This is a genomic window from Roseibium aquae, assembly GCF_008711285.1.
Lineage (GTDB): Bacteria > Pseudomonadota > Alphaproteobacteria > Rhizobiales > Stappiaceae > Roseibium > Roseibium aquae.
In genome coordinates this window covers 175035-191471 of the sequence record NZ_VXDC01000004.1, presented here as the reverse complement: position 1 = coordinate 191471, position 16437 = coordinate 175035, and the positions used below count along the sequence as shown (strand labels likewise).

Annotated in this window: 15 protein-coding genes; 4 read left to right on the top strand and 11 right to left on the bottom strand. The window is 59.7% G+C overall.

Annotation, left to right across the window (positions count from 1 at the left end):
- Window positions 1–15: 15 nt before the first annotated feature.
- Entirely contained in the window at window positions 16–402 is a 387-nt protein-coding gene (locus F0184_RS08085) for a VOC family protein (RefSeq protein WP_150495671.1), read from the bottom strand.
- A 120-nt stretch (window positions 403–522) separates the two neighbouring features.
- Here F0184_RS08085 and soxR point away from each other — a divergent pair, with 120 nt between their 5' ends.
- A complete protein-coding gene (soxR, locus tag F0184_RS08080; protein WP_150495670.1) occupies window positions 523–975 on the top strand; it encodes a redox-sensitive transcriptional activator SoxR in 453 nt (150 codons plus the stop codon).
- A 104-nt stretch (window positions 976–1079) separates the two neighbouring features.
- On the top strand, window positions 1080–1646 hold the full coding sequence (locus tag F0184_RS08075; RefSeq protein ID WP_150495669.1) for a cupin domain-containing protein: 567 nt from the start codon (window positions 1080–1082) through the stop codon (window positions 1644–1646).
- A gap of 51 nt (window positions 1647–1697) precedes the next feature.
- Here F0184_RS08075 and F0184_RS08070 read toward each other — a convergent pair whose 3' ends face one another.
- Complete coding sequence (locus F0184_RS08070; protein WP_150495668.1) at window positions 1698–2690, bottom strand: glycine betaine ABC transporter substrate-binding protein; 993 nt, start codon at window positions 2688–2690, stop codon at window positions 1698–1700.
- 273 nt (window positions 2691–2963) lie between these two features.
- On the opposite strand from F0184_RS08070, the gene mazG reads away from it, so the two are divergent.
- Both mazG and F0184_RS08060 read left to right on the top strand, forming a co-directional pair.
- On the top strand, window positions 2964–3794 hold the full coding sequence (gene mazG, locus F0184_RS08065) for a nucleoside triphosphate pyrophosphohydrolase (RefSeq protein ID WP_150495667.1): 831 nt from the start codon (window positions 2964–2966) through the stop codon (window positions 3792–3794).
- Between the two features lie 92 nt (window positions 3795–3886).
- Window positions 3887–4636 carry a hypothetical protein gene (locus F0184_RS08060; RefSeq protein ID WP_150495666.1) on the top strand — a complete coding sequence of 250 codons (750 nt, stop codon included), beginning with the start codon at window positions 3887–3889 and terminating at the stop codon, window positions 4634–4636.
- 40 nt (window positions 4637–4676) lie between these two features.
- Here F0184_RS08060 and hflX read toward each other — a convergent pair whose 3' ends face one another.
- The 9 genes from hflX to dusB all read right to left on the bottom strand — a co-directional run bounded on the left by hflX (window position 4677) and on the right by dusB (window position 16360).
- Window positions 4677–6065 carry a GTPase HflX gene (gene hflX / locus F0184_RS08055; protein ID WP_150495665.1) on the bottom strand — a complete coding sequence of 463 codons (1389 nt, stop codon included), beginning with the start codon at window positions 6063–6065 and terminating at the stop codon, window positions 4677–4679.
- Window positions 6066–6323 carry an RNA chaperone Hfq gene (gene hfq, locus F0184_RS08050; RefSeq protein ID WP_150495664.1) on the bottom strand — a complete coding sequence of 86 codons (258 nt, stop codon included), beginning with the start codon at window positions 6321–6323 and terminating at the stop codon, window positions 6066–6068.
- A 208-nt stretch (window positions 6324–6531) separates the two neighbouring features.
- Window positions 6532–7395, bottom strand: a complete 864-nt coding sequence (locus F0184_RS08045) for a D-amino-acid transaminase (RefSeq protein WP_150495663.1) — start codon at window positions 7393–7395, stop codon at window positions 6532–6534.
- 133 nt (window positions 7396–7528) lie between these two features.
- On the bottom strand, window positions 7529–8905 hold the full coding sequence (gene trkA / locus F0184_RS08040) for a Trk system potassium transporter TrkA (protein ID WP_150495662.1): 1377 nt from the start codon (window positions 8903–8905) through the stop codon (window positions 7529–7531).
- A gap of 69 nt (window positions 8906–8974) precedes the next feature.
- The gene (ntrX, locus tag F0184_RS08035; RefSeq protein WP_150495661.1) at window positions 8975–10342 is read right to left on the bottom strand and encodes a nitrogen assimilation response regulator NtrX; all 1368 of its coding nucleotides are present in this window, start codon (window positions 10340–10342) and stop codon (window positions 8975–8977) included.
- Window positions 10332–12593: a sensor histidine kinase NtrY-like gene (locus tag F0184_RS08030; RefSeq protein WP_371871068.1), complete on the bottom strand. Its 2262-nt coding sequence runs from the start codon at window positions 12591–12593 to the stop codon at window positions 10332–10334. Before F0184_RS08030 ends, ntrX begins: the two co-directional genes overlap by 11 nt.
- Window positions 12594–12742: 149 nt before the next feature.
- The gene (ntrC, locus tag F0184_RS08025) at window positions 12743–14182 is read right to left on the bottom strand and encodes a nitrogen regulation protein NR(I) (protein WP_150495659.1); all 1440 of its coding nucleotides are present in this window, start codon (window positions 14180–14182) and stop codon (window positions 12743–12745) included.
- A 1-nt stretch (window position 14183) separates the two neighbouring features.
- Window positions 14184–15326 (bottom strand): two-component system sensor histidine kinase NtrB, encoded by a 1143-nt coding sequence (locus tag F0184_RS08020; protein ID WP_150495658.1) that lies wholly within the window; start codon window positions 15324–15326, stop codon window positions 14184–14186.
- The gene (gene dusB / locus F0184_RS08015) at window positions 15323–16360 is read right to left on the bottom strand and encodes a tRNA dihydrouridine synthase DusB (protein WP_150495657.1); all 1038 of its coding nucleotides are present in this window, start codon (window positions 16358–16360) and stop codon (window positions 15323–15325) included. Before dusB ends, F0184_RS08020 begins: the two co-directional genes overlap by 4 nt.
- Window positions 16361–16437 lie beyond the last annotated feature (77 nt).

The window sequence follows — 16437 nt, the reverse complement described above, 5'->3', positions numbered from 1 at the left end:
TCAGAAGATCGTTCCTCAGTCGGCGTAGCTGACAATCTCGAACTCGACGCCGTTGTCATCGTGGAAGTAGAACCGGCGGCCCGGCTCGTAGTCCCCGTGATTGTGGGTCTTGAAGCCATCGGCAAGAATTTTTTCTTCCGTCTGATCCAGATCGTCGACAACGATTGCCAGGTGGTTCATTGCGCCCCTGGTGTCATAGCTGTCCTGGGTCTGCCCGGCCGGGTCCCCCTTGGTGTAAAGGGCAATGTAGCTGGTGGCGTTGCCCACATGATAGGTGGTGCCATTGTCCTTGGACGGGCCTTTCCAACGCACCTTCCAGCCAAACCAGGTTTCAAGGTGCTTGGCAGTGGCAGCCGGGTCCTCGACGGTGAAATTGACATGTTCCAGATACGCAGTGGGCATTTGATCTCTCCTTTTTAAAGTTCACGCCACTTGCCGGCCAATTCCGGCTTGGAACACTTTTGATAATTCCTTAAGCTAACTTGAGGTCAAGGTATTTGTGCGGTTTCCTATGGAGGAATCATGAAATCCTCGGACATCCTCTCGATTGGCGAACTGGCCGACAGGACCGGTCTGAGCGTGACCGCAATCCGGTTCTATGAAACCAAGGGGTTGATCCACCCGATCCGGAACGCGGGCGGCCAGCGGCGGTTCTTGAGAGCGGATATTCGGCGGCTTTCTTTCGTTCTGGCCGCGCAGGAATTCGGTTTCACCATCGCCGAAATCTCGGACCAGCTTGCGAAGCTGCCTGACGGACGACCCCCGACCAAAGCCGATTGGACCAGAATCAGCAGAGGTTTCCGTGCCCATCTGGATGACAAGATCGACCGTTTGATGGCTCTTCGGGACAAGTTGGACAGTTGCATCGGCTGCGGCTGCCTGTCCTTGAAGTCGTGCCAGCTCTACAACGCGGGAGACGCGGCCGCCCGGCACGGCCGGGGACCGCGATATGTGATGGGAAACCGACCGGATTGACTGGACTAAAACCGGTGGGTCTGCGCACCTTTGCCCAAAAGTTACCGCTTTTACGCGCATCCTGACGGTCACGGATGTGACTTTCGGATCTAGATGGAGCTGACATGACCTGCAAACAAAAGGTGTTCGTTTCCGGCCTGGCCGCCGCCTTCCTCGCGGCGCTCGCCCTCGGTCCAGGTCCAGGGTATGCGGCGGACAAATCGCTGACGCCGGACAGCAAACCGGGCCCGGCGTCCCCCGATGCCAAACCGGGATCAGCCGCGGCAAAAGCAGTGGAAGAAGCGGCCAAGACCCCCTATCCGGCGGTTCAGGATGTGCTGAAAACCGGTCAGACGGTAACCGGCGGGCCGCTGGCATTCCCGCAGGTCAACCCCTCGCTGCATGCCTATGTCGTCACTTTGACGCCTGGGCAAACCACCGATTGGCACATGCACCAGGCACCCATGTTCGCCTATGTTCTGGAGGGTGAGGTCACGGTGACCTATGACGGTCACGGCAAGGAAGTCTTTGAGGCCGGCGACGGCCTGTTGGAAGCCATCGACACGATCCACCAGGCGCGCAATACCGGCGAAACCGCCGCGCGGATCCTGGCGGTCGTCATGCTGGGAGACGAGAAGAACGCCACCGTTCTCTCCTCTCCCCCGGGAAACGAAAAGGCCACGATCGAATGATCGTGGCCTGAGCCCCCCGGACTGGCCTGCAGCAGCATCGGATGGCGAGCGTCAGATCGCGGCTTTTACCCGCTCGGCAACCTCCGCAGGAACCCACTCGGTCCAAACGTCCTCAAAGTTTTCGAGGAAATAATAGGCGCCATCTTCGGTGTTGGCCTGGTTTTCCTCCATCCAGGCAAGCACCTTGCTGGCGGTCGCGTTGTCCCAGCTCCGGGCTTTGACATAGTCCAGCCCGACCCCGGCCTTTTCGGCAAAACCGGTCGTGACGATGGAATAGACGTCACCCGGCAGCCAGTCGTTTTTCTTCGGGTCCGTACAACCGGGTTCCGAGGTACATCTCTGCCACTCGGCATCGTCGTAGGGCACGGCAAAGTCGAGGCGGGTCATGTCATATTTGCCGAGCATAGCGGTTGGGCCCCAATAGTAGCCGAACCAGCCTTCCCCCCGTTCCATGGCCCTGGCCAGGGAGCCGTCCAGGCCAGCCGCCGACCCCGTTGGGACGATTTCGAACCCCTTGTCTTCGGCCTTCCAGGCAGTCAGGAGGTTTTCGCTGATCGGGCCGCAGTCCCACCCGGTCGGACACGTGAAGAAGGCGCCTTTGGTTTTGTCTTCGGCGCCCGGAAAGAGGTCCGGTCTGGCAAGCACGTCATCGACCGTCTTGAGATCATGCTCTTGTGCGGTGTTGGACGGGATCCAGAAGCCCTGCTCGCCCCCTTCCCGCAACACCTTTCCGCCGATCATCAGTTTTCCCTCTTGAACGGCGTTTTCCAGCGGCACCCGAACCGAGTTGATCCAGATTTCAGGGGCAATATCGGGTTCGGACTTCTCGACCATGGAAGTGAAGGTCGGCACGGTGTCGCCGGTAATCAATTCGACGGAACAGCCGTACCCTTCCTCCAGAATAATCTTGTCAATCTGCGCCATCGCCCCGGCGGAGGCCCAGTTCATTTCCGCAATCGTTATGTCGCCGCAAGTTTCGGAAACAGCTGCGCCGGACCAGATCATGCCGCCGGCAAAAACGGCGAGGCAGAATTTTCGGGACATGGGAGGCTCCTTTGTCTTCTGGAGTTGATCTGGCATCTCCGCCTTGGCCGGACCGGAGGTTACGGATAACGAAAAACGGCGCCGTGTTCTGCGACGCCGTGGGTGTTCCCTAGGGCTAGAAGCGAATTGTGACATTGCAAAGACAACGCAACCGCCAGAGAGACGTTTTTTCGCCCCGGTGTCAGCGGCGGCCTTGGCTTTCGCGGACGTTTTCCGCTAACCAGAAGCCCTGTCTTGCCCCTCATTCCCCGACCGCGATACACAGGCCCGCCGATGACACCCAGCCGAGAAATTACCCGTCTTCTTGAAATCATGGCCGCCCTGCGGACACCCGAAACCGGGTGCCCCTGGGATCTCGAACAGACTTTCAAGACCATCGCACCCTACACGTTGGAAGAAGCCTATGAGGTTGCGGACGCCATCCAAAAGGATGACATGACCGATCTTTGCGAGGAACTCGGCGACCTGCTGCTTCAGGTCGTCTACCACGCCCGGATCGCGGAAGAAGCCGGCCACTTTGCGTTTGGCGATATTGTCGAAGGAATTACCCGCAAGATGATCCGCCGGCACCCGCATGTCTTCGGAGACGCGGATGCGCGCTCGGCCGGCATGGCGAAAGGCATGTGGGACAGGATCAAAGCGGACGAAAAAGAGGAGCGCGCTGCGCGCCGGCGGGCACTCGGACTTGCCGAAGAAGGCACGACCCGGTTTCTGGACACGGTGCCGACCGCGTTCCCGGCCCTTCAGGAAGCCGAGAAACTGCAGAGGCGGGCCGCCAAGGTCGGATTTGATTGGCCCGATCCGTTGCAGGTGCTCGACAAGATCTGCGAGGAGGCCGAAGAACTCAAACACGAGTTGGCCGCGCCCGCACCGGACAAGGCCCGGCTGGCCGACGAACTCGGCGATACGCTATTTGCCCTCGCAAATCTGGGCCGACACCTTGAAATCGATCCTGAAGAAGCCTTGCGTGGAACCAACCGGAAGTTTCGAACTCGGTTTGCGTCGATTGAGGACAGTGCCGCCGAAAGCGGGAAAACACTGGAAGCCATGTCACTTCACGAGATGGAGGAAGCCTGGCAGCGCGCTAAATCAAAACGTGCATAAAAGTATGCCACACTTGTAGTGACCTTTTTCAAAAAATATGTCAGTCTGCCTGTCATTAGCGGTTGCTCGGAGCCTGTTGCATTGGAAACAACATGATGCGGATTGGCGTGGCCGTCGTGGCCATGATGCTTCCTTTTGATGCGATCGCGAGCGAGAAGACGTGGCGGGTCGCCGCCCCCGAATGGGCTCCCTATAGCGGGCCAGGGCTTCCTGGCGGCGGGACGGCGGTCATGGAACTGCAGTCCCGTCTGGCTGACCTGGGGATCGGGCTTGACGTCTCCTACTATCCCCTCACCCGGGCGCAGCGCGTGGCACTTGCGCCGGACTATGCGGGCTATTTCCCTGCCTGGCCCTGGGAGGTTAGGGTAGGTTTCCAGGCATCCGAGCCGATTGCCACCTCCACACTCTCGGCCAATACCCTCGATGGACAGGCTCAGGGCTGGTGGAGTTTCGAAGATGTTTTTGCTCAGGCCCGAGTGGGCGTTTTAACCCCGCACAGCTATCCGCCACAGATTCAAGATTTGATCGAAAAACACTCTGCGACTGTGAGCGGTGCGATTGATGAAACGCATCTCGCGCGTCTGCTTCATGCCAGGCGGATAGATGTCGCGCTAACCGACCCTTTTGTCATCAGGAACGTGTTCGATCGCCTGGGCTTCGAGCCGGATGCTCTGAAAAGCACTGTGAGCATGGAGATCCCGCTGGTACTGGCGGTGAAGCCGGAACTCGCGAGAAGCGCGAACATGCTGCTTGAGACGATCGATCTGCCCGGTCCGGAGCAGTTCGTCGAGATCTGCGTGCTTGATTGTCCGTCTCACGACAAGTCGATCCGGGTGGATTGACAGCTGGCGCGCAAGCACAGCGCGGCGCCCCAGGTCGGCATCACTCCACGACGAATCTGCCATATGCATCGCGGAAGGGACCACGTTGTTTGTCCGATACGCGAATCTCGACATCGACTGCGGTTTCGCCATCCGTTCGCTCCAAAACCTCGCCCATTTGGTAAAGCCTCGCGAGCAACGCCCCCTCGAAAATCGGGACCCGCACGGTCATGACGTCATCGTGTTGGGCAATGAAGGAGTCGATCCGGGCCGACAGCTGCTCAATGCCCTCTCCAGTCACCGCTGACAGGGCCACGGGCCCGTCACTGCGGGCATCGGCTAACAGTTTTTGGCGGTAAGCCGGATCGAGACGGTCGATCTTGTTCCAGACTTCGATCACCGGGGCTCCGGTCTGGGCATCGATCCCAAGGTCATCGAGGGTCTTGCGAACATCCTGAGCCTGCGCCTCCGTATCGGGGTGTGAGATATCCCGCACATGAAGGATCAGGTCGGCTTCCAGAACTTCTTCGAGGGTTGCGCGGAACGCGGCGACCAGATGGGTTGGGAGATCCGAGATGAAGCCCACCGTGTCGGAGAGAATGACCTCGCGCCCATGTGGCAGGCGAATCCGCCTGAGCGTGGGATCGAGCGTTGCAAACAGCAAGTCTTTCGCAAAGACCTCGCTCTCGGTCATGCGATTGAACAAGGTGGACTTGCCGGCATTGGTATAGCCGACCAGCGCGACGACCGGCTGCGGGATTTTCTTGCGCTTCTGCCGATGCAGGTCGCGTGTCCGGCGGACTTGATCGAGTTGCTTCTGGAGAGCAATGATCCGTTCCTGGATCTGGCGGCGGTCGGCCTCGATCTGGGTTTCGCCCGGGCCACCCATGAATCCAACACCACCCCGCTGCCGCTCCAAGTGCGTCCAGGATCGCACCAGCCGGCTTTTCTGCCAGGTCAGGTGGGCGAGATCGACCTGCAGCCGTCCTTCCTTTGTGCGCGCGCGGTCCCCGAAGATTTCCAGGATCAACCCGGTCCGGTCGATCACCTTTGTCTTGAGCCGCCGCTCCAGATTGCGTTGTTGGATCGGCGACAACGGATGATCGACAACGACCAGGTCCGCGTCTTCAGCGGCGACGATGCCGGCAAGCTCGGCCACCTTGCCCTCACCAAACAAGGTTGCGGGTTTTGGCGCGGCGATTTTCACTACACCCGCGCTGACAATATCCAGATTGATCGCCGCACTCAGGCCCTCGGCTTCTTCAAGACGTGCTTCGGGGCTGCGGTTTGCGCGCAGGTCGTCCGCCTGCTCCCGGCGGCCGGTGAGCACCGGCTCGACGATGATGGCCCGATAGGGCTGCGGCCGACGATCTACTCCCGGCCGCTGGTCCTTGCGACCGGCAGAGATATCGTGTTTGGAGAAGTCGTCATCCCGAGACTTCGGTTCCAATTAGTTGCCTGCCTTTTCCTGTGTGTCTTCGGCCGGTTCGAACAACTGGACCGGACCATTTGGCATGATCGTGGAAATCGCGTGTTTGTAGACCAGTTGCGAGTGCCCGTCGCGGCGCAGCAACACGCAGAAATTGTCGAACCACGTCACGACCCCCTGAAGCTTGACGCCGTTGATCAGAAAAATCGTCAGTGGGGTCTTTTGCTTGCGTACGTAATTGAGAAAAGTGTCTTGGAGGTTTTGCGCGCGCTCAGCCATGCTTTATTTTTTCCTGTTTATCGTGGATGCGGCTGTGCATCCACACATCCGAGTTTCCGCCTGCGAGTGCTTTTCGGAAGAAGCTGCCCCCCGCCGGTCTTAGAAGTTTTATTGTGCTCCGCATATTTGTCCATAGACGAAGCCGCTTGCTGTTCCTCAGGTCTCAAGGCCCCCGACGCGCGATCCGTGCCGGTGACCGGCTGCCAATTTACAACCTGTGTAAATCAGTAGCAGTATGGAATTGATCACGCAATGCGGTCGCAACGCTTCCCGGATGACCGTTGCCAACCGGCGAACCGTCAATCTTCACGACGGGCATGACCAAAGTTGACGCCGCTGTCACAAAGGCTTCCCGCGCTTGCTTGGCTTCCTCCAGCGAAAACGGGCGTTCCTCGAAGGCAATGCCGTGCCGTTCCACCAGGTCCAGCACCACGGCGCGCGTGATGCCCTTCAAAATCCCGCTTTCCGCCGGGCGCGTGACCAACGTGCCTTCCTTGGTCACGATCCAGACGTTGGTCGACCCGCCTTCGGTCACATTGCCGTCCTGATCGACGTACCAGGCCTCCTTGCCGCCCTGTTCCTTCGCGTTCTGTTTCGCCAGCACATTCGGCAGCAGCGCCACGGTCTTGATATCCACCCGCGGCCAGCGGTTTTCCGGATAGGTCACCACCGCGATCCCTGTTTCAGCCTGCTTGTCGGCCACCTTGGGATTGGCGCTGCGGGCAGTCACCACAATCGACGGGGCGACATCGCCTGAAGGGAAGAAATGATCCCGCCGGGCGACACCGCGCGTGACCTGAACATAGACTATGCCATCGGACACTCTGTTGCGGCGCACGGTCTCCGCCATGACGAATTCCAGGGCCTTGCGGTGCAACGGCCAGTCAATGCGCAACTCGCGCAAGGACCGGTCGAGGCGGTCCATATGGCGAGGCATGTCGATAATGGCCGATTTCCAGACCTCGCATACCTCATAGACACCATCGGCAAACTGGTAGCCCCGGTCTTCCACATGCACCGCCGCATCCTTGTGCGGGACATATTGACCATTCACGAATGCAATTCGGCTCATTCCAGTTCCCCTTGGTATTGGACGACCCCGCGGGACGGCCCGCTTCCCCGGCGATCACCACGCGCTTCCAGACGCGCATGTTTGGCGCGCCCGAATGAAATTGACAAGTCCGGCTCGGTGCTTGCGGCTTGGATCAGAAGAATTCGATACTCACCCGGAACATTTGCTCCACCTGCCGGACACGGCTGGCGACCGCGAAAATGACAATCCGATCCTGCGCCTGAATCTGGAGCTCTCCGTTCGGAGTCAAGACCTCTCCCTTTCGGAAAACCGCGCCGATCCTGATACCGGACGGCAAGTCGATATCCCGAAGCGGTCGGCCGACCAGGGGCGAAGTGTCCAGTGCCTCGGCCTCGACAATTTCCGCAGCCCCATTTTGGAGTGAATGCACCCCGCGGATCCGTCCGCGGCGCACATGCTGCAAAATCCTCGAAATGGTGACGGCACGCGGGTTGATGAATGCATCGATCCCCAAGGCATTGGCGAAGGCGGGATAGCTTGGATTGTTGAGAAGCGAAAGATTCCGCCGGCAGCCCAGCTTTTTTGCCATGACCGAGCACAGGATGTTGACCTCGTCTTCGTTGGTCAGGGCGACCAGCGTGTCCGCGTCTCCCACATCGGCCTCTTCCAGGATGTTGAGATCCAGCGCACTGCCATGGACGATCACAGACCGCTTGAGCTCATCGGCAACGGCGACCGCGCGTTCACGGGACGATTCGATGAGCTTGATGCGGGTGCTTTTCTGCCGCTGTTCCAGCGCCCGGGCGACATAAAGGCCGATATTTCCCCCACCGGCGATCACAACCCGGCTGGCTTCGGGTTCTTCATGTCCGAAAATTCCAAGGGTCCGGCGGACCTGATCGCGCCGGGCCACGACATAGGCGAGATCCCCTTCCAATATGGAGTCCGAACTTTTCGGAACGAACAGGTGGTTGCCCCGATAAATGCCGACCACCACCGCGCCCAGATCCGGAAACAGTTCCGTCAACTGCCGCAGCGGCGTGTCCACGACCGGGCAGTCATCCTCGCACATGATCCCGACCACAACCACCTGATCGTCGGCGAAACGAACCGTTTCGACAGCGCCGGGAAGCGACAGCCGGCGCAAAACCATCTCGCCGACCTCGATCTCCGGGGAGATGATCACGTCAATCGGCATGTTTTCGCGCGAAAACAGGTTGCGCCACCGGCCCTGCAGATAGGACTGGGCCCGAATCCTCGCGACTTTGGTCGGAACGTTGAAAAGGGAATGGGCAACCTGACAGGCCACCATGTTCACTTCGTCGTAGAGGGTCACAGCCACGATCATGTCCGCTTCTTCCGCGCCAGCCTGGGCGAGGACATCGGGATGCGCACCGTGGCCGACAAAGCCGCGAACATCGAGCCTGTCCTGGATAACCTGGACGAGCCTGGGCGATGAATCGATCACCGACACATCATTTTGTTCGGCCGCCAGACGTTCGGCAATGCCGTAACCCACTTGTCCGGCTCCGCAGATCACGACCTTCATGGACTTGTCCTCTTAACAGGCATGCCGCACCGATTGGGTTCCGATCCATGCCCCCTTGTCAGGTTTTGGTCAAGACAGGCCGAGCGTTTTCAGCTTTCTGTGGAGGGCGGATCGCTCCATTCCGACGAATTCCGCGGTCCGGGAAATGTTGCCGTCAAACCGTTTGATCTGCGCTTGAAGGTAGTCGCGTTCGAACATTTCCCGCGCTTCGCGCAAGGGCACCGACATCAGATGCTCGCCCCCGCCGGTGGTGGGAAGGTTCGGCAGCATCGAGCCAATTTCCGCCGGCAGGAGATCCGCGGTGATCACACTGTCCGGATCTCCCCGGCTGAGGATCAAGAGCCGCTCAACGTTGTTTCGCAACTGCCGGACATTGCCCGGCCAATCGTGGGTTTGCAAGACGGCCATCGCATCATCCGCGATCGGACGCAGCGGGATGCCTGACGCGGTGGAAATCTGTTCCATAAAATGGGTCACCAGAACCGGAATGTCTTCCCGCCGTTCCGCCAGGCCGGGAACAGTCAGCGGCACGACGCTGAGCCGATGGTAAAGATCCTGACGGAACAAACCCGCTGAAATATGGCCTTCCAGGTCCTTCGAGGTCGAAGACAGGATCCGCACATCCACTTTGACCTTCGAGGTGCCGCCCACCCTGGCAAAACTCTGATCGACAAGGACCCGCAGGATCTTGCCTTGCGTTTCCGCCGGCATGTCCGCGACCTCGTCCAGATATAGCGTTCCGCCATGGGCTTCCTCGAGAGCACCGACCTTCTTCAGGTTTCCGGCCTCGTCCTCGATGCCGAACAGTTCCTCTTCCATGCGCTCCGGTGTGATGGTCGCGGCGTTCAGCACAACAAAAGGACTTCTCGAGCGGGGCGACGTCTGATGGATCATGCGCGCGGCGAGCTCCTTCCCCGAGCCGGACGGCCCGGTGATCAGAATGCGGCTGTTGGTCGCCGAGATTTTCTGAATGGTCTGCCTCAGCTGATGAACGGCGCCCGATTCCCCGATGATGTCGAACGTATCGACACTGCGCTGTTTCAGTTCACGGATCTCGCGTTTGAGGCTGGTAGCTTCAAGTGCTCGTTCAATAATATGAAGTAAGCGATCTGTTTTAAATGGCTTTTCGACATAATCATAGGCCCCGCGTTTGATGGCGGAAACGGCCGTTTCAATGTTTCCGTGACCGGAAATGATCACCACGGGAAGATCGGCATCCGTGTTCTTGATGACATCCAAGAGCGCCAGGCCGTCGAGCCGGCTGCCCTGGAGCCAGATATCAAGAACGATCAGGGATGGCCGCCGGTTCTTGATGGCTGCGATCGCGCTGTCGGAATCCGCAGCCATCCGGGTGCCGTATCCTTCATCATCGAGGATGCCCGCTATCATTTCCCGAATGTCGGTCTCGTCGTCGACGACCAGAATATCATGTGCCATGTTCGATCACTGTTCCAGTTTCTGGTTCTTGTTTTTCATCGCGGTCCGGTTCCGCGTTGGCGGCCAGGCGCAGGCGAACCCGTGTTCCGGTATCGGTGGGGGCCAGTTTTGGAGCATCGAGGAGTTCCACGCCACCCTGGTGGTCTTCCATGATTTTCCGGACAATCGCCAGCCCAAGTCCGGTCCCCTTTTCCCGGGTCGTCATATAGGGTTCAAGCAATCGCTGCCGATGTTCATCGGGCAAGCCGCGACCGTTGTCTGTGACGTCGATCACGATGGTTTCGTCCGAAACCGGATGGAGCGTCACGACGATCTTGCCCTTGGGAAGGTCGGTGCCCTCCCGCCCCTCGATTGCCTCAGCGGCGTTCTTGATCACGTTGGTCAAGGCCTGACCGATCAAACGTGTGTCGAAGGTCGCACGCACTTCTTCATTGGGCAGGTCGGTCGTGATCGAGATATCCGGGTTTCCGACAGTCTGCATGAACGCGGCTTCGCGCACCGTGTTGCGCAGGTCCGCTTCGGTCTTCTTGGGCTTGCGCATTCGGGCGAAAGAGGAAAATTCATCCACCATCTGTCCGATATCGCCAACCTGACGGATGATCGTGTCGATGCATTGATCGAACACCGTGCTGTCATCTTCAATCTTCTTGCCGTAACGCCGCCTGATCCGCTCCGCTGACAACTGGATCGGCGTGAGCGGGTTCTTGATTTCGTGCGCGATCCGCCGGGCGACATCTGCCCAGGCCGAGTTGCGCTGCGCGGAGACCAGATCGGTGATATCGTCAATGGTCACGACATAGCCGTGTTCCTGACGGGTCGATTGTTCGCTGGTGATCCGGACATTCACTGTGCGCAGCCGGCCTCCGCGCTTGATCTCGATCTGGGTCTCCGGAGTGCGGTCGGGTCCGTCTGTCAACGCTTTATCAACGAATTCGGCGAGTTCGGGCACGGCTTCGATGATCGGCTGGTTCAAGATGGCGACTTCCGCGACTTCCAGAAGTTCCTGGGCGGAGCGGTTCACCAGACGGATTTCGCCTTCTTCGTCAATACCGATAACGCCTGTCGAGACACCGGACAGGACCGCCTCGTTGAACCGCCTACGGCGGTCGATCTGCTCGTTCGCGGCAAGAAGCGCATCCCTTTGGCCGAGCAACTGACCGGTCATCTTGTTGAACGTGGCCCCAAGATTGGAGAGATCGCCGCTGGCCTTGTGTGTCTCGACCTTGACCGCAAGATTACCCTTCGAGACCGCGTCGGCGGCCGAAATCAAGGCGCGGATGGGGGCGACAAGACGGTTCGCGAAGCCGAAGCCGATCCAGATGGCGGAAAGAACGAGAACCAGCGCGACCCCTAGATAGACGAGACCGAACGCGACCTGGACGCCGAAGCGGCTGATTTCCATCTCCCGGTATTCCGAGGCGCCCGCCTCGGCCAGCCGCATGTAGTCCACAACGCGCGGGTCAATGACCCGTGTGGCATAGAGGTAAAAATCGTCATAGGCGGACAGTTTCATCACCCCGCCGACGAGGTTTGAATCACCCGGCGCGATCAAGGCCGGCTCGCCATTGGCTGCCTTTTCGAACGTATCGGCTGGCGGCAGGAGCACATCGGCCCTCGGGTCGGTGACGACACGGGTCACGACCCGTCCATCCCCGTCCATGATGAAAGCCGCCAACAGTCCCCGGACAGAGGTTTGCGCGCGGAAGAAGCTATCGAACCGTGTCGGTTCAAAATCGTAAATCGCTTTGGCCCGGTCGATGTCGTTGGCCATCGCGATCACATCGCCCTGAAGGACCCTGGCGTGTTCCTGGAGATAGGCCTGGGCAACGGTCAGCGCGTTGTCGATGATCTTGCGCGTGCGGTCTTCAAACCAGCGATCCAACCCCTGATCGAGGGTGACTGTGGCCAGGATGGCCATCAGGACGGCGGGAATGGCCGCAATCACGCTGAAAAGCGCGACGATGCGGACATGAAGACGGGCCGCCGCCCGTCCCTTGCGGCGGGCCGAAAACAGTTTCCATATTTCCCAACCGATGGCGCCGAAGAGCAACAGGGCCAGGATCGCGTTGACGCTCATGGCGCTGCGAACCACGCCCTGGGTCGGGGCTATGGGCGTCAACCCCATCAAAATCGCGAAGGTGACGAAAATGGAGGTCAGCGCAAAAATCATGACTGCCAGACCTACGCGGCGGCCAATCCGGCTCCGGTTTCCGTAGCCATCCACTGTTTCTTGTGCAGCGCTTAAGATCATGAGACCTGCTGTCTGGCGCAGCCGGCCGAGTCAGCGGCCGGGAACGCAACGAAAAACTGCGGCACACTTACCACACATTGTTGCGAAATTGAGACATTGAAGCCTTGGGACCGCCAGTCATCTGTTGAAGATTGCGTTGGGGCCGATCTTTAGCGGGCGCTGCGGAGTACCTGCACGTCAAGATCCCGGATCTTCTTGCGCAGAGTGTTGCGATTGACCCCGAGCAATTCCGCAGCCTTGATCTGGTTGCCGCGAGTCGCGGCAAGCGCGGCGCCGATCAACGGATACTCCACTTCGCGCAGGATGCGGTGATAGAGGCCGGGCGGCGGCAGCGCATCGCCGAAGGTTTCGAAATACGTGTTGAGATATCGCTCGACCGACGCGCCCAGATTGACCGGTTCACCCGTCTCCTCGTCAAGCGAGGTGACGGTCGGTTGGCTCAGTTCATGTTCGAGTAGGCTCTCGGAAATCACATCCTGCGGATAAAGCGCAGTCAGCCGCCGGACCAGGTTCTCCAGCTCTCGGACATTGCCCGGCCAGCGGTACTGGCGCAGCATGTTCAGGGCGGACTGGTCCATTTGTTTGGGTGGCAGGCCTTCCTTTTCAGCCAGGGCAAAGAAATGCCGGACAAGGTCCGGAATATCCTCGATCCGTTCCCGCAGAGGCGGGATCCGGATCGGAACCACATTCAAACGGAAATAAAGGTCTTCACGGAACAGACCCTGGTTGATAAGTTGCCGGAGGTCCTTGTTGGTCGCCGCGATGATCCGGACATCGGTCTGGATCGGCGTACGCCCGCCCACGGTCGTGTATTCCCCCTGTTGAAGCACACGAAGCAAACGCGTTTGCGCTTCCATCGGCATGTCGCCGATCTCGTCCAGGAACAGAGTGCCACCGTCGGCCTGTTCGAACCGTCCGGAACTGCGGTGTTGCGCCCCGGTAAAAGCCCCCTTTTCATGACCGAAAAGCTCCGCCTCGATCAAATCCCTTGGAATGGCGGCCATGTTAATGGCAACGAAAGGTCCGTTGCGCCGTTTTCCATAGTCGTGGAGCGCGCGCGCCACCAGTTCTTTGCCCGTGCCGGATTCGCCGTTGATCATGACCGTAAGGTCGGTCTGCATCAGCCGCGCCAGAACCCGGTAAATTTCCTGCATGGCCGGCGAACGTCCGACAAGCGGCATGTTCTCGCCGCCGTCAGCCTCCGGTTCCGGCCGGCGCAGCTTGGGTTCTTCCAAGGCGCGGCCGACGATGCTGATCATCTCCTTCAGATCGAACGGTTTCGGCAGGTATTCGTAGGCCCCCTTTTCCGATGCCTTGATCGCCGTCATGAACGTGTTCTGAGCGCTCATCACCAGGACCGGCAAGTCCGGCCTCAACTTCTTGATCCGCGGCAGCACGTCAAAAACATTCTCGTCGGGCATCACAACGTCGGTGATGACAAGATCGCCCTCACCGGAACTCACCCAGCGCCATAAGGTGGTGGCATTCGAGGTCAGCCTGACCGCGTAGCCGGCCCTTGAAAGCGCCTGGTTGAGAACGGTCCGGATGGCTGCGTCGTCATCGGCAACGAGGATGGTGCCTGAGGGCATGTCAATCTGTCCTGTCGGGGGCTGGATGGGGGCTGGCCGGCTCGGCATAGGCAGGCATCAGGATGCGGAACGTGGTCCGGCGGATCTGGCTGTCGCATTCGATCACACCGCCATGGTCCCCGATGATCTTGGCGACAAGCGCCAACCCGAGGCCGGAACCATTGATCTTCGTGGTAATGAACGGTTCGAACAGATGAGGAACCAACTCCTCCGGTACGCCGGGACCGTTGTCCTCGACACAGAACTCAAGCGGCAGGCTGACCCTTTGGCTGGTTCCTGGAACCGAAAGCCGGACCCCGGGGCGGTATGCGGTCGAAATCTTGATCTCGCCTTCGGGTGCCTCTCCGATCGCTTCGCTGGCATTCTTGATGAGGTTCAGGAAGACCTGGATGAGTTGATCCTTGTTGCCATAAACGGCCGGAAGAGACGGGTCGTATTCTTCAGTGATCTTCTGGTGGCGTGCGAAACCGCTGTCGGCCAGGCGTTTGACATGATCGAGAACAACATGAATGTTCACCGGATCGCGCTCGATCGGCCGCTCGTCCGAAAACACCTCCATGCGGTCAACGAGTTTCACGATCCGGTCGGTTTCATTCGTGATCAGCTGCGTCAGTGCCCGGTCATCCTCATTGGCCGATTGCTCCAGAAGCTGCGCCGCGCCGCGAATCCCGGACAGCGGATTCTTGATTTCATGCGCCAGCATTGCGGCAAGCCCGGTCACGGTGCGGGCCGCCCCCCGCGAGCTGAGCTGACGGTCGATCTTTTCCGCCATGGTCCGCTCCTGAAACATGAGTACGACGGCTCCGGGGCGGTCCGTCACGGGCGCGGCATTGATGTCGACCACCTTTGGAGCACCAATCTTCGGGCTTCCGATGTCGACCTTGTACTCGTTTACGGCCGCGCCACGGTCCCTCACCTGATCGATCAGCGTCAAGAGCGGGCTGCCGAACGGAACGAAGTCGCTGATCGGATGACGGCGCAGGACAGCCACACTTGCCCGCATGAAGATTTCGGCCGCCATGTTCGCGGATTCAATCACACCGTCCGGGGCGACCAAAAGCACCGGATGGGGAAGTGCGTCCAAAATGGTCGGACCATCGCTCAACAAAGCAGCGGCCCGCCCAGATTTCACTGCCGAACTCATGCTGCCGCCCTTTCCGGACCCGTTTGCGTGCCCCACCTACGCAAAGCCGAAATCACCCAATCCGGTTGGGTGCTGGTGAGGATCGTAGTCCGGATCTTGTCCACCAGCGTGGATCGGCTTGGCGCCTGATCGAGATACCAACCCAGATGCTTGCGCGCGATCCTGACACCGGCCTCGGTGCCGTAGTGGTCGAGGATGGCCGTGTAATGTTCCTCCGCCAGATCTGCCAACGCGCTCAGCTGCGGAGCAGGCTTTCGAATGCCGGTGTCCAGATAATGGCCGATGTGGCCCGGCATCCAGGGGCGTCCATAGGCACCGCGTCCGATCATCACCCCGTCTGCACCCGACTGACGCAGCATTTCGCCGGCTGTCTCGAAACAGACGCAGTCCCCGTTGGCGATCACGGGCACGCTAACGGCGTCTTTCACGGCCGCGATGGCCCGCCAATCGGCCGTGCCCTTGTAAAACTGGTTTCGGGTGCGCCCGTGCACGGTCAGGAGTTGAACCCCCGCGCCCTCCGCACGGCGTGCGAGCTCCGGCGCGTTTATCGTTCGCTCGTCCCAACCAAGGCGCATTTTCAAGGTGACGGGCACATCGACCGCGGCAACCGTGGCCTCGATCAGGGTCAGGGCATGATCGAGATCCTTCATCAGCGCCGAGCCGGAGTAGCCACTGGTCACCTTCTTGGCCGGGCAACCCATGTTGATATCGATGATGTCCGCGCCCAATCCGGCGACGACCTTTGCCGCCTCCCCCATCCAGCGGGATTCGCGGCCGGCAAGCTGCACGACATGAAGCCCAGCTTCCTGCCCTTCCGCCCGCATCTGGGTTTCCGCGTCCCCCTTCACGAAAGATTCGCTGGCAACCATCTCGCAGACCACCATGGCGGCACCAAAGCGGGCGGCCAGCCGGCGGAACGGCAGATCACTGACCCCGGACATTGGCGCCAGTATGGCCCGATTGGGTAACACATGAGGCCCGATCCGTATTGAATTATGGTTCTGTTTCAGGCCTTTTGCCAATTCCATGCTCATATGATGTGCACTCTTTGTATTGCCCACATAATAGACAGATCAATCCGGGCAGCAAGAGGCAAATTGCCTCCCGTTGC